The organism is Nibrella viscosa (genome assembly GCF_039541875.1).
Classification (GTDB): Bacteria; Bacteroidota; Bacteroidia; order Cytophagales; family Spirosomataceae; genus Nibrella; species Nibrella viscosa.
Window position 1 is genome coordinate 408,269 of record NZ_BAABHB010000003.1, and the last position, 26,447, is coordinate 434,715.

General features: G+C 52.5%; 25 protein-coding genes. 15 read left to right on the plus strand and 10 right to left on the minus strand.

Annotated elements, in window-relative coordinates; all coding sequences use genetic code 11:
• Nucleotides 1-6: 6 nt before the first annotated feature.
• Both ABD931_RS10255 and ABD931_RS10260 read right to left on the minus strand, forming a co-directional pair.
• A complete protein-coding gene (locus ABD931_RS10255; RefSeq protein WP_345266650.1) occupies nucleotides 7-441 on the minus strand; it encodes an SRPBCC family protein in 435 nt (144 codons plus the stop codon).
• Nucleotides 442-509: 68 nt separating this feature from the next.
• Nucleotides 510-2,000: a glycine--tRNA ligase gene (locus ABD931_RS10260; RefSeq protein ID WP_345266652.1), complete on the minus strand. Its 1,491-nt coding sequence runs from the start codon at nucleotides 1,998-2,000 to the stop codon at nucleotides 510-512.
• Between the two features lie 78 nt (nucleotides 2,001-2,078).
• Between ABD931_RS10260 and ABD931_RS10265 the strand changes: the two genes are divergently transcribed.
• Nucleotides 2,079-3,053 (plus strand): ComEA family DNA-binding protein, encoded by a 975-nt coding sequence (locus tag ABD931_RS10265; RefSeq protein ID WP_345266654.1) that lies wholly within the window; start codon nucleotides 2,079-2,081, stop codon nucleotides 3,051-3,053.
• Nucleotides 3,054-3,075: 22 nt separating this feature from the next.
• Here the strand turns inward: ABD931_RS10265 and ABD931_RS10270 are convergent, their stop codons facing one another.
• Nucleotides 3,076-4,416 carry a glycoside hydrolase family 2 TIM barrel-domain containing protein gene (locus ABD931_RS10270; protein ID WP_345266656.1) on the minus strand — a complete coding sequence of 447 codons (1,341 nt, stop codon included), beginning with the start codon at nucleotides 4,414-4,416 and terminating at the stop codon, nucleotides 3,076-3,078.
• A gap of 68 nt (nucleotides 4,417-4,484) precedes the next feature.
• Here ABD931_RS10270 and ABD931_RS10275 point away from each other — a divergent pair, with 68 nt between their 5' ends.
• The 3 genes from ABD931_RS10275 (at nucleotide 4,485) to ABD931_RS10285 (ending at nucleotide 9,031) form a co-directional block, all read left to right on the plus strand.
• Nucleotides 4,485-7,208, plus strand: coding sequence for a glycosyltransferase (locus tag ABD931_RS10275; protein WP_345266658.1), 2,724 nt, complete (start codon nucleotides 4,485-4,487; stop codon nucleotides 7,206-7,208).
• Nucleotides 7,209-7,305: 97 nt separating this feature from the next.
• Nucleotides 7,306-7,776, plus strand: coding sequence for a septal ring lytic transglycosylase RlpA family protein (locus tag ABD931_RS10280; RefSeq protein ID WP_345266660.1), 471 nt, complete (start codon nucleotides 7,306-7,308; stop codon nucleotides 7,774-7,776).
• 91 nt (nucleotides 7,777-7,867) lie between these two features.
• A complete protein-coding gene (locus ABD931_RS10285) occupies nucleotides 7,868-9,031 on the plus strand; it encodes a serine hydrolase domain-containing protein (protein WP_345266662.1) in 1,164 nt (387 codons plus the stop codon).
• 80 nt (nucleotides 9,032-9,111) lie between these two features.
• Here ABD931_RS10285 and ABD931_RS10290 read toward each other — a convergent pair whose 3' ends face one another.
• Nucleotides 9,112-9,909 (minus strand): LOG family protein, encoded by a 798-nt coding sequence (locus tag ABD931_RS10290; RefSeq protein WP_345266664.1) that lies wholly within the window; start codon nucleotides 9,907-9,909, stop codon nucleotides 9,112-9,114.
• 184 nt (nucleotides 9,910-10,093) lie between these two features.
• On the opposite strand from ABD931_RS10290, the gene rpiB reads away from it, so the two are divergent.
• A complete protein-coding gene (gene rpiB, locus ABD931_RS10295; protein ID WP_345266666.1) occupies nucleotides 10,094-10,528 on the plus strand; it encodes a ribose 5-phosphate isomerase B in 435 nt (144 codons plus the stop codon).
• 67 nt (nucleotides 10,529-10,595) lie between these two features.
• Here the strand turns inward: rpiB and ABD931_RS10300 are convergent, their stop codons facing one another.
• A complete protein-coding gene (locus tag ABD931_RS10300) occupies nucleotides 10,596-12,014 on the minus strand; it encodes a hypothetical protein (RefSeq protein ID WP_345266668.1) in 1,419 nt (472 codons plus the stop codon).
• Between the two features lie 203 nt (nucleotides 12,015-12,217).
• Here ABD931_RS10300 and rbfA point away from each other — a divergent pair, with 203 nt between their 5' ends.
• The 4 genes from rbfA (at nucleotide 12,218) to ABD931_RS10320 (ending at nucleotide 16,978) form a co-directional block, all read left to right on the plus strand.
• Nucleotides 12,218-12,595 (plus strand): 30S ribosome-binding factor RbfA, encoded by a 378-nt coding sequence (rbfA, locus tag ABD931_RS10305; protein WP_345266670.1) that lies wholly within the window; start codon nucleotides 12,218-12,220, stop codon nucleotides 12,593-12,595.
• A 2-nt stretch (nucleotides 12,596-12,597) separates the two neighbouring features.
• Nucleotides 12,598-13,809, plus strand: coding sequence for an ABC transporter permease (locus tag ABD931_RS10310; RefSeq protein WP_345266672.1), 1,212 nt, complete (start codon nucleotides 12,598-12,600; stop codon nucleotides 13,807-13,809).
• Between the two features lie 44 nt (nucleotides 13,810-13,853).
• Nucleotides 13,854-16,439 carry a M1 family aminopeptidase gene (locus ABD931_RS10315; protein WP_345266674.1) on the plus strand — a complete coding sequence of 862 codons (2,586 nt, stop codon included), beginning with the start codon at nucleotides 13,854-13,856 and terminating at the stop codon, nucleotides 16,437-16,439.
• A gap of 335 nt (nucleotides 16,440-16,774) precedes the next feature.
• Nucleotides 16,775-16,978 (plus strand): hypothetical protein, encoded by a 204-nt coding sequence (locus ABD931_RS10320; RefSeq protein WP_345266676.1) that lies wholly within the window; start codon nucleotides 16,775-16,777, stop codon nucleotides 16,976-16,978.
• A 114-nt stretch (nucleotides 16,979-17,092) separates the two neighbouring features.
• On the opposite strand, the gene ABD931_RS10325 is transcribed toward ABD931_RS10320, so the two are convergent.
• Both ABD931_RS10325 and ABD931_RS10330 read right to left on the minus strand, forming a co-directional pair.
• Nucleotides 17,093-17,803 carry an Rv2686c family ABC transporter permease subunit gene (locus ABD931_RS10325; RefSeq protein ID WP_345266678.1) on the minus strand — a complete coding sequence of 237 codons (711 nt, stop codon included), beginning with the start codon at nucleotides 17,801-17,803 and terminating at the stop codon, nucleotides 17,093-17,095.
• Nucleotides 17,800-17,964 carry an ATP-binding cassette domain-containing protein gene (locus ABD931_RS10330; protein WP_345266680.1) on the minus strand — a complete coding sequence of 55 codons (165 nt, stop codon included), beginning with the start codon at nucleotides 17,962-17,964 and terminating at the stop codon, nucleotides 17,800-17,802. The genes ABD931_RS10325 and ABD931_RS10330 overlap by 4 nt, the downstream gene beginning before the upstream one ends.
• 500 nt (nucleotides 17,965-18,464) lie before the next feature.
• On the opposite strand from ABD931_RS10330, the gene ABD931_RS10335 reads away from it, so the two are divergent.
• A complete protein-coding gene (locus tag ABD931_RS10335; protein WP_345266682.1) occupies nucleotides 18,465-19,004 on the plus strand; it encodes an Xre family toxin-antitoxin system antitoxin in 540 nt (179 codons plus the stop codon).
• A gap of 6 nt (nucleotides 19,005-19,010) precedes the next feature.
• Nucleotides 19,011-19,475, plus strand: a complete 465-nt coding sequence (locus ABD931_RS10340) for an RES family NAD+ phosphorylase (protein ID WP_345266684.1) — start codon at nucleotides 19,011-19,013, stop codon at nucleotides 19,473-19,475.
• A gap of 145 nt (nucleotides 19,476-19,620) precedes the next feature.
• Here the strand turns inward: ABD931_RS10340 and ABD931_RS10345 are convergent, their stop codons facing one another.
• From ABD931_RS10345 to ABD931_RS10355, 3 genes are read right to left on the minus strand one after another with little or no spacing between them, the layout of a single operon-like run.
• On the minus strand, nucleotides 19,621-20,160 hold the full coding sequence (locus tag ABD931_RS10345; protein ID WP_345266686.1) for a hypothetical protein: 540 nt from the start codon (nucleotides 20,158-20,160) through the stop codon (nucleotides 19,621-19,623).
• 6 nt (nucleotides 20,161-20,166) lie between these two features.
• A complete protein-coding gene (locus ABD931_RS10350) occupies nucleotides 20,167-20,373 on the minus strand; it encodes a hypothetical protein (RefSeq protein WP_345266688.1) in 207 nt (68 codons plus the stop codon).
• Nucleotide 20,374: 1 nt separating this feature from the next.
• Nucleotides 20,375-21,625, minus strand: coding sequence for a hypothetical protein (locus tag ABD931_RS10355; RefSeq protein WP_345266690.1), 1,251 nt, complete (start codon nucleotides 21,623-21,625; stop codon nucleotides 20,375-20,377).
• 265 nt (nucleotides 21,626-21,890) lie between these two features.
• Here ABD931_RS10355 and ABD931_RS10360 point away from each other — a divergent pair, with 265 nt between their 5' ends.
• The 4 genes from ABD931_RS10360 (at nucleotide 21,891) to ABD931_RS10375 (ending at nucleotide 26,432) form a co-directional block, all read left to right on the plus strand.
• Nucleotides 21,891-23,612, plus strand: a complete 1,722-nt coding sequence (locus ABD931_RS10360) for a pyruvate dehydrogenase complex dihydrolipoamide acetyltransferase (protein WP_345266692.1) — start codon at nucleotides 21,891-21,893, stop codon at nucleotides 23,610-23,612.
• A 189-nt stretch (nucleotides 23,613-23,801) separates the two neighbouring features.
• Complete coding sequence (hslV, locus tag ABD931_RS10365; RefSeq protein WP_345266694.1) at nucleotides 23,802-24,338, plus strand: ATP-dependent protease subunit HslV; 537 nt, start codon at nucleotides 23,802-23,804, stop codon at nucleotides 24,336-24,338.
• A 191-nt stretch (nucleotides 24,339-24,529) separates the two neighbouring features.
• Complete coding sequence (locus tag ABD931_RS10370; protein ID WP_345266697.1) at nucleotides 24,530-26,014, plus strand: sensor histidine kinase; 1,485 nt, start codon at nucleotides 24,530-24,532, stop codon at nucleotides 26,012-26,014.
• The gene (locus ABD931_RS10375) at nucleotides 25,968-26,432 is read left to right on the plus strand and encodes a response regulator (RefSeq protein WP_345266699.1); all 465 of its coding nucleotides are present in this window, start codon (nucleotides 25,968-25,970) and stop codon (nucleotides 26,430-26,432) included. The genes ABD931_RS10370 and ABD931_RS10375 overlap by 47 nt, the downstream gene beginning before the upstream one ends.
• Nucleotides 26,433-26,447 lie beyond the last annotated feature (15 nt).

Here is a 26,447-nt window from a genome sequence, read left to right on the forward strand (position 1 = left end):
CCAGCCTTACCGGAAGATGCGACGATAAATGGGCTTGCGGTATGCAAATTGAGCCCACAGTAGTGGATAAAACAACCAATCGGTCAGGCGGGTAGGGGTCCGGTATGTAATATCGTCGATAATGACGGTCTGATTACCCCGGCGGACCAGCCGGTGGCGGTGTCGCCAATATGTAAGAAAAAAGGGGAGCTTCCGGCCTTCGTCGATGAAGTAGATTTCGTCGGCGCTTTCCTGTTGGTCGGTGATGTCGCTGATCCAGTCCTGCCGGAATACGAGAAAAATCAGTTGCAGATGCACCACATCCCCGGTTCGGCAGCCATCAAACCGAACTACCTTTACCGGCGGAAACGGCGGACTCAGGGTATCAAACAAGCTCCGGTCGAAGCCTGTCCAAACCTGATGGAGGGGTTGATTAACAGGGGTTTTAAGGAGGAGGTGCATCTGTACAACGGAATTGTATTCCGTTTTTTATTGGTTCACGTAAAAAACGGAATATAATTCCGTTGTACTCACAAATTCTCCAGAATCCGCTCTGTTGACACATCATAACCGATGCGCTGCTTCAGTTCGCTGATAGGTACGCGGACCTGCTCGGTAGTGTCGCGGTAGCGAATCGTGACGGTATCGTCTTCCAGCGTCTGGTAATCTACGGCAATGCAGAATGGCGTGCCGATCAGATCCTGGCGGGTGTAGCGTTTACCGATGGCGTCGCGCTCTTCGTAAATCACCCGGAATTCGCTGCGGAGCTGCTTTACAATCTGCTGGGCTTTCTCGGGCAGGCCGTCCTTACGCACCAGTGGGAATACAGCCGCTTTCACGGGGGCCAGCGCCGGGTGTAGTTTCAGGTAGGTGCGGGTCTTCTGCGCGTCGCCTTCACCCACGACCTCTTCGGTATAGGCGTTGCAGAATACGGCCAGGAACAGCCGGTCGGCACCCACAGAAGTTTCCACTACGTATGGAATGTAGTTCTGGTTGATCTCCGGATCAAAGTACTGCATCTTCTTTCGAGACAGCTCCTGATGGCTCTTCAGGTCGAAGTCGGTGCGGGAGTGGATACCCTCGATCTCGCGGAAACCAAACGGGAATTCGTATTCAATATCCACGGCTGCGTTGGCGTAATGGGCCAGTTTTTCGTGGATGTGGAACTTCAGCTTCTCGGCCGGCAGGCCAACGGCTTTGTGGAAGTTCAGCCGCGTGTCGCGCCAACGTTCGTACCACTCCATTTCGGTGCCGGGGCGAACGAAGTATTGCATCTCCATCTGCTCGAACTCCCGCATCCGGAAGGTAAACTGCCGGGCCACAATCTCGTTCCGGAACGCCTTGCCGATCTGAGCAATGCCAAACGGAATCTTCATCCGTCCGGTTTTCTGCACGTTCAGGAAGTTGACGAAGATACCCTGCGCCGTTTCGGGACGAAGGTAGATCAGGCTCGCATCTTCGGCCACGGAGCCCACCTGCGTGGAGAACATCAGGTTAAACTGCCGGACTTCGGTCCAGTTGGCGGTACCGGAAATAGGGCAAACGATGCCTTCGCTGATAATCAGGTTCCGCAGCCCTTCCATATCTTCGGCCCCCTGCAGGCGACCGAGTTCATCGCGTAACGCCTGCCCGCGGGCTTCGTCACCGGCTTTCTCGTACTGCTCGGCTTTGCCCTCCAGCAACTGATCGGCGCGGTAACGCTTCTTGGAATCTTTATTGTCGATCATCGGATCGTTGAACGAGTCGACGTGGCCGGACGCTTTCCAGGTCAGGGGGTGCATGAAGATGGCCGCGTCAATTCCCACTACGTTGTCGTTTACCTGCGTCATGGCTTTCCACCATACCGTTTTCAGGTTATTTTTCAGTTCAACACCGTTCTGACCGTAGTCGTACACGGCCTGCAAACCGTCGTATATTTCACTGGAAGGGAAAACAAAGCCGTATTCTTTGGCGTGGGCGATAATATCCTGTAGCGACGTAGCCGGTGCGCCGGCTGCCGGAGTTTGAGTTGTTGCATCCATAGTCCGGCAAAATTAAGAAAGATGGAGAGATGTTACCTCTGCCTGAGCAAAAAGTCATAACTCTACCTTTTTTCAATTATGCTCAAGCGATCATTTACCCTCATCCGCGACTACTTTGGTTTCTCGCACAAAGAAGCAAGCGGTTTTCTGGTGGTGCTGTTCATCACCTGTCTGTTTCTGGTAGCGCCCTGGCTCTACCGCTATTTTGTGCCGGATACAGTATCCGACACCTCGGCCGCAGATCAGCGACGGCTCGACAGCCTGGTGGCGCTGATGAAAACCGAAACGGTAAAGAACCCATACGACCGGGAGGAGTCGGAGAAAACCGTTGCCGAACGATATAGTGAGCCAAAGCGCATGAATGGCCGGCTGTTTCCGTTTAATCCGAACACCGCTACAGTGGCGCAGTGGCAGGAATTAGGGCTTCCGCACTGGCTGGCCCAGCGCATTGAGCGCTACCGGTCCAAAGGTGGGCAGTTCCGGAAAAAAGAAGACGTGCGGAAGATATACGATTTCCCGCCTGCGCTGTACGATCGGCTGGAGGCCTATATTCAATTGCCGGAGCAGCCGACGCCCGCTTTTGCCAGCTACCCGACAAGGCATTCCTTTGAACGGACACCGGAGGTTGCCGCAGCCCGACCCGCGGCCAAACCCGCGCTGGTTCCGTTTGACATTAATACTGCTGACACCACAGACCTGATACGGCTGAAAGGGATCGGTTCCAAACTGGCGGTTCGTATAGTGAAGTTCCGGGATGCGCTGGGTGGTTTCGTTTCTGAGGAGCAGTACCGCGACATTTTCGGGCTGGATTCGCTGGCGTTGACAGAAATGAACCGCTACGCCCAGGTAAAATCACCGGTGCAGCGGTTAAACATTAATACGGCCACCGCCGAGGAACTGGACAAACACGTTTATCTGTCATACCGGCAGGCGCAGGTTATCGTCAATTACCGCAACCAGCACGGCCCCTTTACTTCCCTGGAGTCGCTGAAACCCATTCGGGTGCTGGATGCCGGAACCATTGAAAAGCTGGCGCCGTATCTGACTTTTTAGCGTTCAGCTTTACCGGGCTTGATTACCGAGTTCGCGGTTCGGATACTTGCTCGGCCAAGAACGGAACATTAGCGGTGGCTACGCTGCCTTTATCGTCATAGACATACACAAACAACCGATAAGGACCAGGATTAAGATTGCCCGTCAACTGGATTTCAGCGTTGTTATTGGTAATCAGAACATTGTCGACCGGCGTTGGCTTTACTTCTTTTTCTACGGACCCGTCCAGATCCCGCCAGTCCGATTCCGGCAGTACTTCCCAATAATAGCGGAGGGGGTCTCCCTCAGGGTCGTTAACAAGTACCTGAGCGGAGTAGGTTTGGCCCGGCCGGAGCCGATTGGCCGGCGTGTTGTCGGCTGCCTGCAACCGGACCGACATCAGGTGAGGGGCACGATTAACGGGCCATTGCCCACTCCACAGATACTGCATCATGTCGGCAGATGCCGTTTTTTCCCCGCTTTTGGTGAACAGACTAAACCAGGTCGGAGTACACTCCTGTTTCTGACCCCAGAAGAATATATACGAACCCAGGCAGCGGGAGGCATTGCCCAGAATATCGTTGGTATAGCGTTCTTTGATAAATTCCGCTTTTTGGGAGCTGGTTAGTTCAACCGGTATATTCCAGTCTGTGTGCTTTTCGGACTCCCAGGCACCGGGCGGACCAAATTCTGTGACAATATAGGGGCCATCCCAACCCGATTGCTGAAGGTTTTCAGCGAAGAAAGGCAACGCTCTGTAACTGTTGATGGATGGAAGGTCAATATGCGGACACTCCTCTTTGAGTAAGCGGACTACCCGGGGGCTGACGTCGATCAGGGTGGTTGTTGTCGGGTGGTTGGGGTCCAGTTCGTGAACGATGGCGGCAATTTCATTGATTACCCGCCAGGCTTTGATATTGAACAGTCCGAAATCGATTTCATTGCCGATGCACCACATGAGCAGCGCCGGATGGTTACGGTAGCGTAAAACCTCTTTTCGCACGCGCTCTTTAAGCTGGGCAACAGCTTCCTGGCTGAAATAGTTAAACCCTTCTTTTTCCCGAACAATCCAGATACCGAGCATGACGGTGAGCCCCTGCTCGTTTGCCTGGTCGAGAATCCGATCGGCATCGCTCGTATCCCATACCCGAATGGAGTTGCCACCCATTGCCTTCAGACGGTCGTAATAAGTGTATCCCCCCGCTCCCCGGATATAGTACGGCTGCCCGTTCCTGTACAGGGAAAACCCGCTGGCATCCTGTTGAATAGTCACCGTACGGGCCTGCTTACCTGCCCGATAAACTGGTCGGTCCTGCGACTGACAGCCCATGACGTATAATAAAATGAGTAGGGCCTGCCGGAAAATAGTTTTCTTAAATGTCACCAAATCCTGTTATTTGCGACAAAGTTTAGGGGGTCTGGTTGATTTTTCGGATTTTTCCCGGAATATTTATGGTTGTTCATAAAAAAGTATTATCTACACCTAAGCCTACCAGAAAAGAAATACTGACGCTGCGACTGCTGATTGGGCTGGGTTTACTGGCTCTGTCACAGTTTGTCTGGTGGTTTTTCCTGCCTGGCCATATAGGGCATCCTCTGCTGTACGGTCTGTTGACTTTCTCGCTGTTATTTAAATTAGGCCGCATGCTTCATGAATGGTACCATTACTTCTCCATTCAGGTACCGGAACATCGTGGGTTAACACGCCATTACTCCGTAGATGTCTTGTCAACGGCCTGCCCCGGCGAACCCATCGACATGATTGCTACTACGCTGGAAGCCGTTCAGGCAATTACCTACCCCCATACGACCTACCTGTGCGATGAAGGAGACGATCCGGCGTTGAAGGCGATATGTAAACGCTTAGGGGTAATTCATGTAACCCGGCAGGAGAAGATCGATGCCAAAGCAGGGAATATCAACAATGCCTTACAGCAGGCCACGGGCGAAATTTGTGTTATTCTCGATCCTGACCACATACCGGTACCGCAATTTCTGGATCGGGTACTTCCATATTTTGAGGATGAGCAGATTGGCTACGTTCAGGTGGTGCAGGCTTATTATAATCAGCACGAGAGTCTGGTGGCCTGCGGTGTTGCCGAGCAGACTTACAACTTTTACGGGCCGATGATGATGAGCATGGGGCATTACGGTACCGCTCAGGCTATCGGGGCTAACTGTACGTTCCGGCGGGCCGCCCTGGATTCTATTGGTGGCCATGCGCCGGGGTTGACCGAAGATATGCACACAGCTATGCGGCTGCATGCCCACGGCTGGAAATCGGTATACGTGCCGGAGGTACTATCGCATGGGCTGGTTCCGGCTACAATGGCGGCTTATTACAAACAGCAGGTTAAATGGGCAAGGGGCGCATTTGACCTGCTGTTTTATGTTTATCCCCGCCTGTTTTCCCGGTTTACCTGGCAACAGAAACTGCACTATTTCACGGCTCCTCTGTACTACCTGTTCGGGATTGTCGGCATTATAGACCTGTTTGTACCGGCGGCTTCACTTGTCATGGGCGAGTACCCCTGGACGGTTAATCTTGGTCAGTTTCTGCTGCGGTTTCTGCCGCTGTTTGCGCTTTCGCTGTTAATCAGGCAGTATGCGCAGCGCTGGCTGCTGGAGGAGCACGAAAAAGGATTTCATATCCTGGGCGGGTTGCTGAGGGTAGGCACCTGGTGGATCTATACACTCGGCTTTATCTATACTATTTTCCGGGTCAATGTGCCTTATATACCTACACCCAAAAAGGATCAGCCTCAAAATCATGTCAAACTGTGTCTGCCCAATCTCATCGGAGCAATAGTCAGCCTGGGGGTGATTGTCTATGCTTCTCACCACTATGGCCTCTTAACCAAGCTTTGGGTAGATGCTGTAAAGCTGAGAGACTTACCGGAGTTTTACTCCTATGCTACATTCATGGCCGGGTTTGCCTGCCTGAATGCCTTTGTGCTGGGCTTTAATGTACTGCTGGGTCAGGAAAAATTTCTGGCGGCTGCCTACCGCTTCATGCAGGGAAACTATCCTGTCAAGGCCTGGCTGCAGGGTCTCGGCAAGGGTGTCTGGCAAACTCAGCATACGGTGTACCGCCTGTTGGCGCAACACAGATTTTTTATGCTGCTGCCTTTGCTGGGCACCACTGTCTTTCTGGTCTTTTCCAATGATTCGTTTTACCCGGCCCGGCAGACCCGGAAAGAAAGTATACAAGCCCGGTTGATGAAAAATCCATTTATGAATGGTGTATATGTATCTCAGGCAAGCATAAAAGCGTTTAGCCAGCATAGCTCAGGTGCGGGAGTAAAGCTGGATCCATCCATTACCCTGATATCGCTTCATCAGCCCGGAATCACCGATAGTCTGGAACCGTTCCCCGCCGGCCAGATTCGTTTTATTACCCGTCAGGGAGCGTACCCCTTACTAACCTGGAACCTTCGGTTGGCAGAGGGGAGCCCGTACAATGAGCCGAAGCCGCAATCTTTAGTAAAAGCCATTACCGAAGGCCGATTCGATAACTACCTCCGTGGATATGCTGCCCAAATCAAAGCGCACTCAAGCCCGGTATTTATCCGACTGCTCCCCGGAGTTGTTCCTGCACACGCGGCCGCAACGGGTCCTGATCGCGGTAGTCCCGACGAGTTTATTGGGGCCTGGCGCTATGTAGTCACGTTTTTCCGGCAGCAGGGGGTAACTAATGTCAGGTGGGTCTGGAGCCCGTCAACCGATACCGACATCAAACAGTATTATCCTGGTTCCGACTATGTGGATTGGATCGGTGTGTCGTGTCTGAACTACGGGGAAGCCTCCGTTGATGGCGAATGGCATTCGTTCCGGGCACTTTATGAACCGTTTCGCAGCCAGATTTTCTGGCATAAAGACAGTAAAATCCGAACTAAACCCGTCATCATTACTGAGCTTGGTTCAACATCCTACGGGGGGGATGGAACGCTATGGATAACAGATGCCCTAGGTCAGTTAACAGATTACCCGGAAATCCGGTCGGTTGTTTTCTACGCAACCGACCGCGATGCCCACTGGCCTACTGCCTGGCGTCCCAGCCCCACCACGCAGTATATCAGTTGGGATACTAAACCGTTAGGAGAACGGCTTGTTGAATTTCATCAGCATCCTGAAGATTCTTTGGTGAATAACCGTGACGTTATCTCCAGCTATTAGGTAAGGGCCTATGGGACCCGGAGCTATGCCGTTGCCTAATAAACTGAGCAAAAGCCTTTAGATTCTGTTGTATCTAACAAATCAACGAACAGAGGGCATGATCTTTCATAATCGTTTGGGTAAACAGAGCGGTACGCTAAGTGGCCGAAACCTCATTTTGGGGCTGTGTTGTATGGTATATCTGGCGGCCTGTAACGCTACTACGTCATCAGACACGCAAAAGGTACTGGAAACCCAGAACGGGATGGCTACCTACTACAGTAAGTGGTTTCAGGGAAAGGAAACCGCCAATGGCGAAAATTTTGACAACCGGGACCCGACGGCTGCTCATCGCACCTATCCACTCGGTACGGTGGTGCGAGTCACCAATCTGGAAGAAGGCGGAAAGTCGGTGGTAGTGCGCATCAACGACCGCGGACCTTATGGCGAAAACTGGGAAGAAGGCACCATCATCGACCTGTCTCAGGCTGCGGCTAAGCAACTGGGTATGATGAAAGACGGCCAGGTAGATGTAAAAGTAGAGGTGTTGACATGGGGCGACAATCAGCGGGTAGACGAACCAAAATAACCTAAAATCTGGATAGGTCTTCCCAATCAGGTTGCTTTTTGGGATTGTAGATAAGCCTTTTGTAGCTTTAACGGCTACTGAAGGCTTTTTTATGAATAAACGACATCTTTACGCTGCTCTTCTGCTCTTTCTGGTGGCCTGCCACCGACCAGTCAGACAGACTACCGAATCAACTACTACCCAAAACTACTTCCCCGGCAAAGGTGATGCCTGGGAGCGCCGGAAGCCGGAGCAGGTCGGCATGGATGCCAGCTTGCTGGAAGCCGCCGTTGCGTTTGCACGCACCGCCGAAACCAAACAGATGCCCCGCGATTTCTCCACACAGGAAGAGATATTCGGCAAGCTACTCGGCCCTATTCCCAACGACCGCGCTACTACCAACGGTATTGTGCTGCGCCACGGCTATATCGTGGCCGAGTGGGGCGATACCCAACGGGCCGACCCCACCTACAGTGTAGCCAAAAGTGTGCTGTCTACCATTCTGGGCATTACCATCGACCGGGGCATGGTCAGGGATATTCATGATCCGGTAGCCAACTACATCCGCGACGGCGGCTACGATTCGGCCCATAACCGCAAAATCACCTGGGAGCACCACGCCCGCCAGACCAGCGAATGGGAAGGTGAGCTGTGGGGCAAAAAGCACGATTTTGTGGGCAAAGAGGCCTTTGGCCGGGGCGAACGCAAGCCACGTACCCTACAGGAGCCAGGTACTTTTTACGAATACAATGATGTACGCATCAACCGGTTAGCCCTGTCGCTGCTGCGCATCTGGCGCAAACCGCTGCCGCAGGTGGTGAAAGCAGAAATCATGGACCCCATCGGTGCGTCGGACACCTGGCAGTACGTTACGTATCCGAATGCAGTGGCGGAGGTAGACGGTAAGCCGATGCCGTCGGTCAGTGGAGGTACGCGCTGGGGTGGTGGCCTCTGGATCAACGCCCGCGACGAAGCCCGGTTCGGCTACCTGTACCTGCGCAACGGCCGCTGGGGCAACCGGCAAATCGTATCCGCCGATTGGGTACGGCAGGCTGTAGCACCTGGACCCGTCAAATCCGATTACGGCTATTTATGGTGGCTGAATACCGACCGCAAAGCCTGGCCCAGCGCCCCGGCCTCCAGCTATGCCGCCATCGGTGCCGGTTCCAACACCATCTGGATCGATCCCGAACACGATATCGTGATCGTCTGGCGCTGGCACGACGGCAGCCCGGACGAGTTGATTAAGCGAGTGCTGACGGCTGTGAAGGAATAGTGTTCCAGGCTTCAGGTTCCAGGTTTACTAAAGGCTATTGACTTGAAACCTGAAACTTGAAGCCTGGAACTTGAAACAATTCAAAAATTCGGCTTAAGCAGATATTTAGAATAAAACTCGTCGATAACCCGAACGGCGTCCGTCGGCGTGTCGACCAGATTGATGAGTTTCAGGTCTTCAGGATTGATGTTGCTTTCCTGCTTCAGCATGACGGTTTCCAGCCAGTCGAGCAGCCCCTGCCAGTAAGTCCGGCCGACAAGCACAATGGGGAACGGAGCAATTTTCTTAGTCTGGATCAGCGTGATAGCTTCAAACAGTTCATCCAGCGTGCCCATGCCGCCGGGCATCACCACAAAGCCCTGCGCGTACTTGACAAACATCACTTTCCGGACAAAGAAAAAGTCGAAGTTGATGCTTTTGTCCGGATCAATGTAAATATTGCTTTCCTGCTCAAAAGGCAATTTAATATTCAGACCGACCGATTTACCGCCCTGCTCAAAGGCTCCTTTGTTACCGGCCTCCATAATACCCGGGCCACCGCCGGTAATAACGCCATAGCCGTGCCGCACCAGTTTGGCGGCAATTTCTTCGGCCATTTTATAGTACTGATTATCCGGTTTGGTACGGGCTGAGCCGAAGATAGATACGCAGGGACCAATTTTAGCGAGTTTGTCAAAACCTTCGACAAACTCAGCCATTACTTTAAAAATTACCCAGGAATCGGAGCTTTTTATTTCGTTCCAGTTGCGGTCCTGGAAAGCTTCTTTAATACGCTGCTCGTCGGGAGTGAGCAGCAATTCGTCGCGCTCGGGGAGTTCTCGGGCTATTTTGGAGGTACTTTGGGTTTCAGACCGATGTACAGTTTCTTTGGTTTCCATATAGTGGATTGGAATCAGGCAGGCGACTCGCCGTTGGCCTGCTTTGGGTTTAACGTATGATATCCCCCCGGATTATGTTAGAAACGGCCGAATACCTCCCATATCCGGCGTTTACGATTTGGGGGAATACAATAACGTATATTTGTGGGAATTCTGTTCATTTTTTACCTAAAATATTGAGCGTATGAAATCAAAGATTGCCATCGGTGCCGATCATGCGGGCTTTACCTATAAAGAAGCGGTAAAAACCTGGCTGGAGCAACAAGGGTACGAGGTGGAAGACTTCGGAACCTATTCCGCAGAATCTGCCGATTATGCTGATTTCGCCCATCCGGTTGCGTCGGCTGTCGAGGATGGGCGGGCCGAACGGGGCGTTCTGGTATGTGGCAGCGGACAGGGGGTTAGCATCACGGCCAACAAGCACCAGGGCATTCGGGCCGCGCTGGTGTGGGCACCCGAACTGGCGAGCTTATCGCGGCAGCACAATAATGCCAACGTCATCTGCCTGCCCGAACGATTCATCTCCGTCGAAACCGCCCTCCACTGCGTCGACATTTTCCTCCATACCGACTTTGAAGGCGGCCGCCATGCCCGGCGGGTAGCGAAGATTAGTTGTTAGTAGTCGATAGTCGTTAGGGGCTCCGCAGTAGCTATCTCAGAAAGGCGTCAGCACTATTGACTATTGACTAACGACTATCGACCCTCCGATACACCCCCGTGTTCCCCGTCTTCTGGTATTGCTCGGCCAAAGCCGGGGCGCGTTGGAAGAGTTTGTCGATGATGTTTTGCTGGTCGATGATGTATTCGGGCGGGTCCCGCCGGAAATGGTCGTACACGTCAATGACGGCATCGTAGTTGTCGAGGTTCCGCAGGTCGTACTTGGCCAGGCCCCAGTTGAGGTAGGGCGTTGCCGGCCGGTTGTAGCGATAGGCGCTTAGGTCGTCGCCGATAACCAGAATTTTGCGGTTTTGGATATTGTCCGGCAGTTCAGAGGGTTTGACCTGCAGATTGCTCAGGGTGCCAAAGTTGAGCCCCGGCAGCAGTTGAAAGGCTCCCTGATAAAAGATGACCAGCATGACCAGAAAGAAGCCGGTAAAGGTGAGTTCGGCCAGCCAGTGCTTGCGGGCATTCGTAAAATAATGCACCGTGAAGAACGCCATAGCCGGTATGAAACTCAGAAATTGCATCGGTGCCAGATAGGGCATCAGCACGATGGTAAGGACGTTGGTCAGAAACCACAGCATCATGATCTGCTGACAGCGCTGCTGGAAGTTGACGTACCGCCCCCGTGCCTGGAACAGACTCAGAAAACCCAGCACACTCAGCGAAAGCGGAATAAACAGCGAGGCAAACAACGTCCGGAAATCACTGAGGCCATACTGCCGCACCCGGAATACGGAGGCAATCAGGTTGCGGTTCAGATCATCGAGGCCATTGTTAAGGTAATAGTACAGCAGCAGGAGCAGAAACGGAAAAAAGAACCCGAACAGCGACAGCGAATGCTGCCGGAATGTGGCTCCGGTATAGAGCAGCAGGGAGATGGCCGCCCACAGAATAAACAAGGCCGACGGCAGGTACGACAGGGCCGCCAGACTAATGTAAAATCCGATCTCAAACACCTCGTCGGTGGCCCCCTGCCGCACCATTTGCTTCACCAGCGTACCAAATGCCAACAGCAGAAACGTGGTGGAGATCAGGACCGGCGACAGCGTGGTACAGTCGAAAGAGAGGTTCAGAAACAGCGTATAGACCAGGCCGGGCCAGAAATTTCGGTCGGGGTAGATGTCGTTTACGTTCATCACGTAGTTGAAGTACATGATCTGAAACACCGACACGACCGTAGCTGCAGCATGATAAATAAACTGCGAACGCCCAAAGAGCGTATCGATCAGGCGGTAGATTATGGCCGACAGGGGACTGACGCTGTCCCAGATGTCGCGGTACAGCATATAGCCCTGATTCATCTGCTCTCCCACGAGCATCCAGTTCAGCTCGGGTATCAGCATCGGTAGTGGATTTAGCAGGAACGGCAGCCGGATCAGACCCAGCAGGACGATCAGGCTGATGTATTGATAAGGTGCGTAAGAACGAAAGAAACTCAGCAAGACAAATCAGAAAATTAAGAACGCATTGGAAAGCGAATTTACGCGATTCTTCGGCAGAATGAAAAAAGGTATGGATATTTGCAGTCCTTCCCGAGGGAAAGGACTTTATTCGCTGTAAGTTCGGTATAAGTACCCGTATTACGTTATGTTAACAAACCGGGTCCGGTGGGGTTATACCCTCAGCCTGAGGTTTTGTGCAAACTATGGAAACAAAGAGACAACAGAAAGTAGCCCGCCAGTTGCAGAAAGATTTAAGTGAGATATTTCAGCGGGAAATGGCGCACCAGTTCGGGAGTGCGTTTATTACGGTGACCAACGTGCGCATCTCGCCGGATCTCAGCATTGCCAGGGTATACCTTAGCTTTCTGGCCACCAAAAATAAGGAGTTGCTGCTGGATACGATTCGCGAAAAGAGCCGGAGTATCCGCCAGCACCTCGGCGAACGCGTTCGCCATCAGTTACGGATTGTACCGGACCTCCAGTTTTTTCTGGACGATACGGCCGAATATGCCGCCAAAATGGATAAGTTGTTTGCCGGCCTCGACATCCCCCCCGCACCCCCGGAAGAGGAGGAGGAATAACCATGAATGTTCCTTATTGGATTGCCCACCGGTATTTTTTTAGTCGGAAGAAGCGCAGCTTTATCAGCATGCTGTCTATCCTGTCGATGCTCGGCGTTGGCGTGGGAACTATGGCGCTGGTGGTGGTGCTGTCGGTATTCAACGGCATGGAAGAACTCAACCGGGCCATCTTCAAGACCTTTGAGGCCGATATTACTATTTCGCCGAAGCAGGGAAAGCGGTTTACGGTTTCGGCTGATTTACTGACCCGCATCCGGCAAACTCCGGGCGTCGGGTTGGTTACGTCGGTGATTGAAGATAACGCCCTGGCCCGGTACGCCGACGCCCAGACAGTGGTAAAGCTGAAAGGGGTAGAGGATAATTACCTTCAACGACGGCAACTCGATACGGCGGTGGTGGAAGGCCGGCTTCAGCTCCGCGAAACGAATGCCAATTTTGCCATTGTGGCCGAGGGGGTGCGCAATGAACTCAGCATCCGGCGCGAAGACGTGCTGACTCCGCTGGAATTGTGGTACCCGCAGCGGGGGGCTACGCTGACGGTGCTGTCTGACGACGCTTTCAATCAGCAGGCGCTCAACGTGGCCGGTGTTTTTTTTATCGAACAGCGCTACGATGACTATGTTATTGCGCCCATCGGCGTGGTGCAGGCTCTGGTAGACTATGAGCCCGGCGAACTGACCAATATTGAAATTCAACTGGCCTCCAACGCCGGCCTGGCTAGCGTGAAAAAGGCGTTGCAGCCCGTTGTTGGCGAGAATCTGCAGATCCGCGACCGCGATGACCTGAATACGGACCTGTACCGGGCTATCCGCATCGAAAAACTGTTTGTGGCCCTGACCCTGTCGTTTATTATTCTGGTAGCCTCCATGAATATTTTCTTTTCGCTTTCGATGCTGGTTATCGAAAAGAAAGAAGACATTCGGATTCTGAACGCCATGGGCGCTACCCCCGGCCTGATCCGGCGCATCTTCCTGACCGAAGGAACGATTATTGCGCTGATTGGTGCCCTGGTTGGCCTGGCCCTGGGCGTGGGGCTGTGCTGGCTGCAGGAAGAGTATGGCTTTGTCAGGATGGGTACGGTCAGTTCCATTATTGATGCCTATCCGGTTCGGGTAGAAATAGAGGATTTGATACTGACCGGTACGGTTGTAACGTTAATTACCCTGCTGACATCCTGGTTTCCGGCGCAGCGGGCGGCCCGGAGCATGGCTTAATTCTATGGCGCCCTACGTGAGATGCGTCGACTTGTACGTGAGTAATGATGAAAAAGATCTGTACGTTTTTACTACTTATTGGCTTTCTGGGAACTGGTGAGCGGGTGGTGCTGGCGCAGAACGGAAGCGGAGCCGACACCATTCGGCGCTCGGCCGGGCCGGTGATGCGAAAAGGCCCCTATAACCCCAGCCGTACCCTGAAACACGACCTGCTGCATACCCGGCTCGACCTGCGCTTCGACTGGGCGCGGCAGCATGTGCTGGGGAAAGCTACGCTGCGCTTTAAGCCCTACTTCTACCCGCAGAACACCCTTGAGATCGATGCTAAAGGGTTTGATATTAAAAGTATTACGCTGATCGATACCCTGATTAGTGTTGACCCTAAACAGCAGAAATCCAGTACCCGCTTTGTAGCTGATCGGCTCAGCTATACCTACAATGACCGGCAGGTGATCCGGATTACGCTGCCACGCACGTATACCCGTAAAGATACGTTCGATATTCAGATTGAATATACAGCAAAACCGAACGAATTACCCTATGTTACAGGCCGGTCTCAGGGCGCGACCTCCAGCGACAAAGGACTGTATTTTATCAACCACGACGGCTCCGAACCCAATAAGCCCCGCCAGATCTGGACCCAGGGCGAAACCGAAGCCAATTCCTGCTGGTTTCCGACTATAGACACGCCCAACGAGAAAATGACGCAGGAAATCTTCCTGACCGTCGACAGCAAATACCGCACCCTCTCAAATGGCCGGCTGGTCTCTTCTCAAACCAACGCCGACGGTACCCGCACCGACTACTGGGTGCAGAACAAGCCCCACGCGCCATATCTGGCCATGATTGCCGTGGGGGAGTTTGCCTACGTAAAAGACGAAATGGCCAACGGGCTGGAGGTGAGCTATTACGTGGAGCCGGCCTACGAGAAATACGCCCGCGCTATCTTCGGCCGGACGCCGGAGATGATTGCCTTCTTCACCAATATCTTTGGTATTGAATACCCCTGGGATAAATACAGCCAGATTGCCGTGCGGGATTTTGTGAGCGGAGCCATGGAAAATACCACAGCCACCGTTCACGGCGAGTCGGTACAGATGGATGATCGCCAACTGGCCGACGAAAACTCGGATGCGATTATTGCCCACGAACTGGCCCACCACTGGTTTGGCAATCTGGTCACCTGCGAGTCCTGGGCGAACCTGCCGCTCAACGAATCGTTTGCCAATTATGCCGAGTACCTCTGGTTTGAGTATGCCCGCAGCCCCTATGAGGCCGATATGCACGGGCAGTCGGACCTGAATCAGTACCTGGCCGAAGCTGAGCAGAAACAGGAGCCGCTGATCCGCTACGGCTATACCGACCGGGAGCAGATGTTCGACCACCACTCCTACGCCAAAGGCGGGCGGGTGCTGCACCTGCTCCGGAAAATTGTGGGCGATGATGCGTTTTTTGCTGCCATGAACCGCTACCTGACCCGGAATCGGTTCGGTACGGCCGAACTGGCCGATCTGCGCATTGCCTTTGAAGAGGTGACCGGCAACGATCTGAATTGGTTTTTTGACCAGTACTTTCTGTCGCCGGGTCATGCCGTGGTGAAGGTGGAGCCCGAGTATGCCGCCGGTAAGGTGATGCTGAAGATAACCCAGCAGCAGGATTCAACCACTACTCCCATATACCGGTTGCCGGTACGCGTGGATGTCTGGGTGAAAGGCCAGAAGAAACGGTATGATGTTGTGGTCGAAAAAGCGAAGCAGACGCTCACCTTCCCCGCCGATCAGCGGCCGGACCTGGTGATCTTCGACGCCGATCACCGCATTGTGGGTACGGTTGAGCAGGAGAAAAACCGCAAAGAACTGGTCTTCCAGTACTACCATGCCGACACCTACCACGACAAGTATGAAGCCATTACCCGCCTTGAAGACAAAAGGGCCCTGGTGGATTCGACGGTGCGGAGAATGATGATTTCGGCCATGAACGATCCATTCTGGAAAATACGGCAGGTAGCCATCAGCAATTTCGCCGAATACGACGGGCCGCAGTTTCAGGATATTGAGCGGATTGTGCAGAGTAAGGTGCGCAGTGACGAAAAGCCGGCCGTTCGGTCCGAAGCCGTAGCGACACTGGCGTCATTTGGTGACCACATCAACGATCCCGTCTTCCGCGAAGCCCTCAACGATTCGTCGTATTCAGTCATAGCAGCCGCGCTGGATGCCTATCTGGTCGGTAAACCCGCCGATGCCGCCCAGGTCGTGTCGCGGCTTGAGCAGGTGCCCAACGGCGACATTATCACAGCCGTGGCTAATTATTACGCCGGCATGCCCAGCGAGAGCCGGTTCGACTGGTTTGTGGAAAAACTTAAAAGTATGAAGCCGCAGGACCAGTATAACTTTCTCCAGGTCTTTGGTAAGTACCTGATTAAATCAGGTGCAGATGTACAGCGCCGTGCCATTCCGCTGCTGGAGAGTACCGCCCGCAACGATGCAGCTTACTTTGTCAGGTTTGGCGCGTATCAGGTTTTAGGACTTTTGCAGGACATAGAGGGCGTCAAAGCCATCCGGCGCGACATTCGCAGCAGCGAACGCGATGCCCGCCTGAAAGAAATGTATGAGCAATTCAAGGACTTTTAACGGCTAGCAGGATTTCTTAACTAGGCAGAATTACTTATCCGGAAACGAGCAGAATCCCATTCGGCAGGCAGAGCAACCTGTTCCAAATGGGATTGTTTTTTAGATCTTACCGTATAATCGATTTTTTTTTAAGTATGCTGCATAATAAGTAGGTTTGCCTTAGCAAATCCTCAATCAAGAGCCGGGCCTATGAACAAGTCTACCCTATCGTTTAACATAGTTAAAATTGAAGTTAAATAGTAATGAAAGGGCGATTAATTCTGACCTGGACTGTTGTTTTAGTGCATGTACCCTGCCGAACTTTGACTTAAACATTAAGACACCTAACTGCCAACATGAACTTCGACCGCTTCTTTATTATTTCCAGCCTTCTCGGAGACGAGTTTTACAAAACCCACCAGAACAGCAACGCCACTCCTGACCTTGATGCGCTGGAGAAACAGTTCCGCCTGTTGTACAGTCAGCCTATAGGCGATTACCTGACCAGCGGTCTGCCCACGTTCATGCTTAAGAAAAAGCAGTATATAAAATTACGCTGAGCCGACTGCCTGATTCGATTCCGCTAGAATAACCGATACTCGGAGCGGTGCCCTTACCGGGTGCCGCTCTTTTTTTGTGCCTGTTGTTAGGCTTCGCCGGTCAGCAACAGGATATCAGGCAAAGCTTCGCTGTAGTTTCCGGTTCAGCAGATAAAGCACCAGGGCGTAGAACGAACAGCCTAAACTGTAGTATAACAGAAAAGGACCCGCCAACCCTGTTCCGGTAGAAGCCACACCGGTCTCCATGCTGCGAAACGACCAGTAGGTCGGAACCAGACCGGTAAGGTGCGCAGCCGGGTGGTATATAAAATATATCAGACCGGGGCTAATAAGCAGGAGGTTCAGGATTTTCATCTGCGCCAGGCCTTCAATTCGGTTTTGGGCCATGGCTCCCAGCCAAAGGGCAATCAGCGGTGCACCCAGACCAAACTGAAGTGCCAGCAGGAGTTCAGTGACGGTCGAAAGCTGTACAATATGCCCCCAGTGGATCAGTGTAAAATTGACCAGGGCTGATACCAACAGCCCAACCAGCAGTCGTGAAAAGGTAAGGGTGAGACCCGATACCGGCAGTACCCGTATAACCTGCCATACATTTTCTTCTTTCTCCTCCAGCAGCAGAAAACCGTAAATAAAGCCGAACATCGTCGCCGACTGCAAACAGCCCCACATCAGAATAACCGGCTGGTAGGGGATCAGAATCGGAAACTGCTCAATTATAAGCGGAATGCCCCAGCGGACAATAATGAAGCACACAAACGGAAACGCCAGAATGCCCCGGAAGATAGAACGAAAATCGGTTACGCTGAGGGTCAGGAATGACTTCATGCGAGTTGACGATACAGGATCTTCTGCGTGGTGCTTTTGCCGCTGCCGCTCGGCCCCAGAAAGCCGAACACTTCCCCGCGTTCAATGGTAAAGTCAAGGTGTTGCAGCGTCGGGTCCGCGTTGGTCGGATACCGGTAAGAGAGGTTTTCTACGGGGAGCATCGCTAAATCTACAAAAATCAGGGTAGCTCCTGCGCAGCATCCTCTACAGTTTTTTATCAATAATAAAATTAATTGACACCAGTGCATAGGCTCTGAGCGTAGTCCCATCCTGCGAACCGGGCGTCCAGGCAGGCATACTATACGTAGCGATTGCAGAACTGATCAGAATCAGTACCAACAATGGACCAAGTCTCATGCTTTGTGGTTGAAAAGGATGTTAAGCCTTAGATGAAACTGCGCAAGTATTTCCATAACAGCAGGTAGCTATTCTCCGGCTTCAGGTAAGCGGGAAAGCAGCCAGTTCGTTACATCCTGCCGGAAGGAGATACCAATTGGAATTTGCCGGTGCGGCAGTTGCAGTTCGGCTCGTCCAAATCGACTCCGGCTGAAGACAAGTCAACTCGTAGCCATCAAGAAAAACCACAGCCGGGTCTTTGTGCAGGAATAGCAAAATTGCCATTTAATAAATGTATATTTGCACTATTCAGCCATCTATACCTATGCAAACTTCTTTCTCAGTTCCTTCTGGACGTTTAGTTACCGACCTGATCCGACAGGCTCGTCAGGGTGTAATGCGTCGCCGGGTCGATGAAGTAGCTCGGGTGGTTGGCTTGACCGATAAGGAAATGGCCCGTATTCTGAACATGTCAATACGAAGTTTGCATAGTAAAGCTGCCCACGAGCCGCTGGCGCTGGCGGCTGGTGAGCGGTTGCTGTTGCTGGAGCAACTAATCCAACATGGCTTATCGGTGTTCAATGGACGGGCCGACCTGCTGGCTCGCTGGCTTCATACGCCACTGATGGAATTAGCCTACCGCCAGGGGGGAGATCGTATACCGGAGCCGGTGCCGGTCCGGAGTCTTGGCCAGTTCGGCGAACCTGACGCGGCATCGGAAAACCTTCTTCGCTCACCTGTGACCGATGCGAATACTGACTCCACACTGGTGCCACAATCCCCCATAGCGGTGCTGGATACCGTCTCCGGTTTTTCGCTGGCCGAAGATGTATTGGGCCGGATTGAATGGGGAATCGTCGGCTAACGGGCAATGGACGTTTACCGCATCAACAAAGAGCCGTATTATACCGAACCTCTCTCGGTAGTAGGGAGTCGTCGGCATGGTGGTCGCTGGAATCCCAAGGGCGTTGGAATTCTCTATACTAGTCGGACGCCCGAATTGGCGCTGCTCGAAACGCTGGTTCATTTGCCCCCGCTCTCGCTGGGAGAACTGCCGCCTGTCTGGCTAACTACGCTGCGCCTGCCCGACGGGCCGGGTACGGTATTCTGGATAGATCCTAACCGGCTACCACCGTATTGGAAGTCAGGAACCCTGGCAGAGACTCAGGGCATTTTATCTGATTGGTTAAATCAGCCATTTTCACTGGCACTTGCCGTGCCGTCCGTAATTATAGAGGTATCCTATAATCTGTTGCTGCACCCCCAGCATTCGATGTATAGCCACATTCAGGTAGTCAATCAGGTGCCCATTGTAATTGATAGTCGTTTAAGATGAAAAGTGACCAAAATAACAGTTCGAAGGACAGTGAAATAGCGCTAAAAGTTTCTGTCCTGTTCAGTAAAGGAGCCGAGGTATTTGGATCGGTGGATCACTTCCGGCGCTGGATGGATAAACCAGTTTGAGTGAAGAGAATACAGGCTTACTGATTTGTTAATCTGGTTTTGAAAATACCCTCGCTAAATTGCATGATTTCACCTTTATTGCTCTTGAGGGTTACCTCAAATTTACCTTCTATCTCCTTGGTTGCCGGGTTATAAGCACTTACTTCAATCCAGCCTGTCTGGCTCAAAAATTCTTCGGCTTTAACGTCTCCTCCGTCTAACAGGAGGTAACTTAAGGGGCTCCCCGCTCCCGCACAGCGTTTTAGTGAAGACGCAGTATACCTGCCTACTGCCAAAGGAATACCACTAAAACTAAGAAACTGGGTTGCCCAACATTTTTTCATACAGCCCGTTACGGCGGCTTTACGGTCGTAAGAGCCTCTGGAATGCGGTATATCTGTCACAAGATTTAAACCAAACTCTTTTTCTGTGCAGGGTTTATCAAGTTGGGGATCAATTCTCCACGCTACTGCCTTACCGAACCATTTTGCATTATTCAATAAAGCAGTAGCGGTTGGCGCAGGTGGCCTGACCGAAGCTAAGTAAGCGACAAACAGGTAGGTGAACCAGTATGGCATCTAGAGCTAATTTCTCTTTTTTGCAACGTAACGCTGTATTACATGCCCTGCCAACGCAAACAATAACCCATTCAGTATCGCGGCCATAACGACTATTCCCGGAGCAAGCTCGTCTTCAGGTAGAATGTGATCCAGGAAGATCATTTTAAACAGAAAGAGAAAGCCAGTTAGACCCAGAACAAACCCAATGATTGTACCTGCTTTATTTTTCATACTACCTGAAATTAAAAAAGACAGGGAACAGAAAGGTGACGCAGATGGCCCATAGCGCGTAAGCCGGCAGAAAAGCGCCTACCTTACTTTCCACATCCGTTAACGCACGCTTATTGCGCACGACCTTTACCAGTTCGGTAAAAAGCAGAAGCAGGTGAACAAAGATCAGCAGGTTACCGCCGAGCACAGCCATCCGGTTCGGGGTAACGCCCCACTCCGAGAGCCGGAAAAGTATTGCCGATAAGGCTACCAGATTGACCAGAATGGTCAGGCCGGACAGCATCAGCAACACCAGCGTACTGGCTGTATTAGTGCCCTGCTTGGGAATGCCCCCGATAGAAAACACGATGATGGCCATGACGCCGATCAGGAGAAAGTTGAAGATGATCAGAAACTCCCGGTCGTTGTAGGGATCTTTGCCCGTGGCAACCACCGCAATGAGGTAAATAACGAGCATAATCAGTACCAGCGGGCTAAACAACCGGGCAATGACCGGTGATACTTTACCAACCAGTTCCGGATTGGCCTGCGTAAGGTACGTTGCCACAATCGGCGCGGCTGCCAGGCCGAAAACGACCACATTGTCGCGAAAAAATAGGGGGGCCTGGGGGTTAAGCAGGGAAAACAAGGCAATAGACAGGCCCGTAAAAAGCCCCCCGGCCAGCAAAATGACGGCCGTAAACACCAGCAGGTCACCGTTGTACCGGATGTAGGCAATTCGCAGGCTGAGCTTGCTGGTGATCCCGCTAAACGCAACCCCCAGCAGCGACCACAGAAACAGGGGCAGGTGCAGACAAGCCAGTAGCAGGGTGTCACTTTGGTTACTGGCCGGCAGGAAATTGATGTACAGGGCCGCCAGCAGCAGGGCTCCGGTAAGTCCGGCTATGGTTGCTGTGTCGGCCTGCCGCTTCCAAACGAAATAGCCGATCAGGAACGGAAATACGATAAAACCTATGTTTCTTGGATAGAAAAAGTCATTCGAAACAGACAGGAAATTAGGCAGTTTGGCCAGCAGACCGGCCAGGAGGGAAGCCAGAATAAGTATTCCTAGTTCCTGCCGGCTACCCCAGCGTATGGCTTTTGCCTGGCCCAGGTCATAGCTCAGGCGGGCCTGCCAGAACCGGGCAATCTCCTCATGCCTGATTTCTTCGTAAACATCTCGAAATGAATTGCTAAACTGAAGTTGGTTCTCCCGATACAGGAATTCGAGCTCCTCCGGATTATGCAGGTTGCTTTTAATGGTCTCTTTCATGGTAGAACAAGATTATCTTGTTTTGGCAAATTAAAATGAAAGTACTTTGTAAAGCAAAGTAAAATGGGGTTTTTTTGTAAAAAGCCAAAAAAGACTTGTCTGCGCTCCTGCCTTGCAGCCAATAGGAAGGCCAAAAAGCGCTATTTTGAGTTATGAATAAGGCGGGGCACGGAAACTTCCGGCATTTTTGACAACTTTGCCTGCTTTGTCCTAATTTTGGACGTTCGAACGAATCACATACCGATTTACCCATAGCAACCACGATATGGCAGAATTAATCCGAATGCCGAAAATGAGCGACACCATGACGGAAGGTGTCATTGCGGAGTGGCATAAAAAAGTTGGCGATAAAGTAAAATCAGGCGACGTACTGGCCGAAGTCGAAACCGATAAGGCGACGATGGACCTGGAGGCCTACGACGAAGGTACCCTGCTGTACATCGGCGTCGAGAAAGGACAGGCGGTGCCCATCGACGGCGTTATTGCCGTGATCGGTGAGGAGGGTGAAGATTACAAAGCCCTGCTCGACGGCAGCAGCGGAGGTAGTCAGGAGGCACCTGCACCGAAGCCCGAAGCCCCGAAAGCCGAAACACCAACGCCGGCCCCCAACGGTGCCCAGAAAGAGCAGGCGACTTCACAACTGCCCGATGCCAAAGCCGTGTCGGCGGCTCCGGCGGCAGATGTCAACGCTACGGTTATTCGGATGCCGAAAATGAGTGATACCATGACCGAGGGCACCATTGTGGCCTGGCATAAAAAAGAAGGCGATACCGTAAAATCCGGGGATGTGCTGGCCGAGGTCGAGACCGATAAGGCGACCATGGACCTGGAGGCTTACGAAGAAGGTACATTGCTGTACATTGGCGTCAAAGAGGGCGCGTCGGTAGCGGTGGATGAAGTTATTGCTGTAGTAGGCGAGAAAGGAGCCGATTTTAAAGTTCTGCTGCAGGGCGGCAACGGTCAGGCTGCTCCCGCCCAGGCAGCCCCGGCCGAATCCCCGAAAGCCGAAGCCGCTCCGCAGGCTGCCGCCCCGGCCGAAAGCAACCATGCCGTTAATGAGCGGGTGAAAGCCTCACCGCTGGCGAAGCGCATCGCCGAAGAAAAAGGCATCAGCCTGGCACAGGTGCAGGGTACCGGTCCGGAAGGCCGTATCGTGAAGCGCGATATCGAAGGCTTTGAGCCGTCGGCTAAGCCTGCTGCTCCGCAACCTGCAGCTCCGGCCGCTCAACCGGCAGAGGCCAAAGCTGCACCGGCGGCTGCCCCGCAACCAACTCCCGCTCCGCAGGCTCAGGGCGAGTTCGAAGACATTCCGGTGTCGCAGATGCGCAAGACCATTGCCCGCCGGCTGGGCGAAAGCAAGTTCTCGGCTCCGCACTTTTACCTGACCATGGAAATCAACATGGACAAGGCTATGGAGTTGCGCGGCCGCGTAAACGAAGTGTCGCCGGTGAAGATTTCTTTCAACGACTTTGTCATCAAGGCCGCTGCGGTGGCGCTGAAACAGCACCCGGCGGTGAATTCCTCATGGCTGGGCGATAAGATCCGCCGGTACAAGTACGTTAACATTGGCGTTGCCGTGGCGGTAGACGAAGGCCTGTTGGTGCCCGTGGTGCGCAATGCCGATCAGAAAACGCTGTCGACCATTGCCGGCGAAGTAAAAGACCTGGCCGGCAAAGCCAAAGAGCGTAAGCTGCAGCCGAAAGACTGGGAAGGCAGCACGTTCTCGATCTCCAACCTGGGTATGTTCGGCATCGACGAGTTTACGGCCATCATCAACCCGCCCGACTCCTGCATTCTGGCGGTAGGAGCCATCAAGCAGACGGTGAAGTTTGAGGGTGATGCGGCCGACGTTCCGGTGGCCAAACCGACCAACGTCATGAAAGTGACTCTCTCCTGCGATCACCGCTCCGTCGACGGCGCTACGGGAGCCGCTTTCCTGCAAACGCTGAAGCAGTTGCTGGAAGACCCGATGAGAATGTTAGTCTAAATGATCGTTTGAAGTTTGAGGTTTAAGCAGGGCCGCCTGGCGGTCTAAAGTTGGAATGGCACCTTGGGTGTCATTCCTTTTTGTTACCGATAAATTAGACAACTTAGTGCCTGACCGGGATCGAAGACTTCAAACGGCTCCGGCCGCCCGGCTCAGACTACAAACTTCAGACTCCAAACTTTAAACCAAATGAAAATCCACTCAACAACCGTAGTCGGTATCCGGCATAATGGACAGGTCGCCCTGGGCGCAGATGGGCAGGCAACGATGGGTAATACCGTTGCCAAAAGTAATGTGAAGAAAATTCGGGTGCTGCTGGGCGGCAAAGTGCTGGCCGGTTTTGCCGGTTCCACCGCCGACGCCTTCACGCTGATCGAGCGCTTCGAGGAAAAACTCAACGGCTACGGGGGCAACCTCAAGCGGGCAGCCATTGAGCTGGCTAAAGACTGGCGGACCGACCGTTTTCTGCGCCGGCTGGAAGCCATGCTCATCGTAGCGTCCAAAGATGATATGCTGGTTATCTCCGGCACCGGCGATGTGCTGGAACCTGATCACCAGATTGCCGCCATCGGCTCGGGTAGTATGTTTGCCCAGGCGGCCGCCGTGGCGCTGAAAAAACACGCCACCGAAATGACGGCCGAAGAAATGGTGCGCGAGAGTCTGAATATTGCCGCCGACATCTGCATTTATACCAATCATAACCTGATAGTCGAAACAATTAGTTGAGGGTTCCGACACGAGTGAGCCGGCTTTTTCGTTAGAGAAAGCAGGCTTCGCCGGTTTCATTCAATAAGTTTTTCTGCGGGAGCAATCATTAACAGGCAGGTAATGAGTTATACTTTCAGTGCCCCTGAAAGCCCTACTTCATTAATAAAAGCTGATCTGTTTATATTTGCTGCGTATAGCCATTACACGTTATGGGCTTTTTCGAACGGTTTTTACCGACTCATATCAACAATAAAATAAGTATAGGCTTTGTACTGGCCCTGGTACTTATTTCTACCGGTTTTGTGCTGGCTCTATATAGCTATAACCAGTACCGGGAAGATGGCATGCGCATTGAAAGTAGTTATGAAGTACGCAACCGGCTGACAACGGTACTGCTCCGGCTGCGGGAAATGGAGACCGCTGTGCGGGGGTTTGTTTTTACCAAAGATACCCTGTACATGGAGACCTACACCCGTAACCGTAAAGAAGTCAGGAACCAGATCAAAGCGTTGCAAGCCATTACCTACGATGCCGTTCTGGCCGCCAAGGCAGACACGCTGGAGACTTTGGCCGAATCGAAACTGGAAATTGCAGAGCGACAGACGCGGGCTGTCAGAAACAGAGAAATTGCCAGTGCCTTACCCGTGTATATGCGGATTGGTAAACTCAGGATGGACGATATAAGCCGGTTGGTCAGCGAGATGGCGGAGCGGGAGCAGGTTGTCATGAAAGAACGGCGAGACGCTGCTACCCAGTCGTTTCGGAATACAGTTATCCTGATTTTTGTTGTTTCATTTATGACGTTTGTAACCATGATCGTTTCCTTTAATCTGCTGGAGAAGGAACTGGCAAACCGGCAGCAGGTTGAAGATCAGTTGCGGGCGTTTGAAGAAGAACTGAAGGAGCATATCCGTCAGTTAAAAGCTTCAAATGAGGAACTGGAGCGCTTTGCGTTTGTAGCCTCGCACGACCTGCAGGAGCCGTTACGCAAGATCCAGGCGTTTGGTAATCTGCTGGAGCTGCGATACAGCGGGCAGCTTGATAAGCAGGGTGAGGATTTTCTGCGAAAACTAACTGTCTCCGCCGAACGGATGTCGAAAATGATCAAGGATTTGCTGAATTTCTCCCGGCTGTCAATGACGCAGGATGAGTTTCGCCCGGTTAATCTGAACGAGATCATTACCCGCATTGTCGAAGATCAGGAATGGCGCATCCGGGCGTTGGGAGCCAGGATAGATGTAGAACCGCTGCCGGTTGTTGAGGCCGTGCCGAGTCAGATGGATCATCTGTTTTTAAACCTGATCGGCAATGCACTCAAGTTTTCCACCACGGGAGAAACGCCTGTAATTCGCATTGCCGCCGACATAGTCGACGGCGCTGATTATCCGGAACTAATCGGGGGGAAAACGTATTATAAGATTACCATTGAAGACAATGGCATTGGCTTTGACGAGAAGTATTTAGACTATATTTTTAAGGTTTTCCAGAGGCTTCACGGAAAGACATCCTATGAGGGCACCGGTATCGGTTTGGCCATCTGCAAAAAGGTGGTAATGTACCACAAAGGGTATATTACCGCGCAGAGCCGGCCCGGCCAGGGTGCAACCTTTGTAGTAATACTGCCGGAAAAGCAATTGAATCACGAACATGACCGATCAACCACCAAAGAAACCCATTCATATTCTGTTAGCTGACGACGATGAGGACGACCGTTTTCTGACCAGAGAGGCTTTTCAACAGCACTTTCCGGTCAGTCGGATCTCTTTTGTGGAGGACGGCGAAGAACTAATGGAATACCTCAGTTACAGTGGTCGGTATGTGGGTGGTGAGCACACATTGCCCGAACTGATTCTGCTGGATTTGAATATGCCCCGCAAGGATGGCCGGGAAGCCCTGAAGCAAATCAAAAGTGACGACTTGCTCCGGCACATCCCGGTTATTATCCTGACTACCTCCGATGCTAAAGACGACATCGAAACCTCGTACTTTAACGGTGCCAATAGCTTTATTACCAAACCGACTTCCTACCAGCGGTTAAGCGAGGTGACTAAAGCCATTGGTCTGTACTGGTTCAGCGTAGTGACCATGTGTAACCACGAATTGGATGAGTAACCGGTTCGGCCATGC